The sequence below is a fragment of the Methylobacterium sp. E-041 genome (assembly GCF_022829665.1).
Lineage (GTDB): Bacteria > Pseudomonadota > Alphaproteobacteria > Rhizobiales > Beijerinckiaceae > Methylobacterium.
On the sequence record NZ_JAKSYQ010000073.1, the window covers coordinates 1 to 365 of the forward strand.

Annotated in this window: 1 protein-coding gene; it reads left to right on the top strand. The window is 56.4% G+C overall.

The window, feature by feature from the left end:
- Window positions 1–95 precede the first annotated feature (95 nt).
- The coding region (locus MKK70_RS06875) for a hypothetical protein (RefSeq protein WP_243946514.1) at window positions 96–365 on the top strand (270 nt) is incomplete at its 3' end.

Below are 365 nucleotides of genomic sequence, written 5' to 3' on the forward strand. Positions count from 1 at the left end.
TTAACCGAGAAACTACACGTCCCACTAGCGACCGCAACCTGACGCTGAATTCGCGTATCGAGACATCGGTGTTAGCGACGGCGGATGTGATCCTGATGTCAAAGCCGTTTGAAGATGCCGTGGCTACCTGGCACGACCCCAACCCCCCAGATTGCGAGGTCACACTCATAACGGATGTTCCTTCAGCCGTCTCCGTCTTGCATCGGTACGGCATGGACGAGGAGCTACAGAGCACCGAAGCGCCCCTTTGGCATACTGCAGCCGGTGCACTCGTTCGCGCTGATATCGAACCGTCGCCCACGAACATTCAAAAGGCTTACGACGCTCTTTTACGCTTGGTGAAATGCACCGCCCCTGTCCCATCA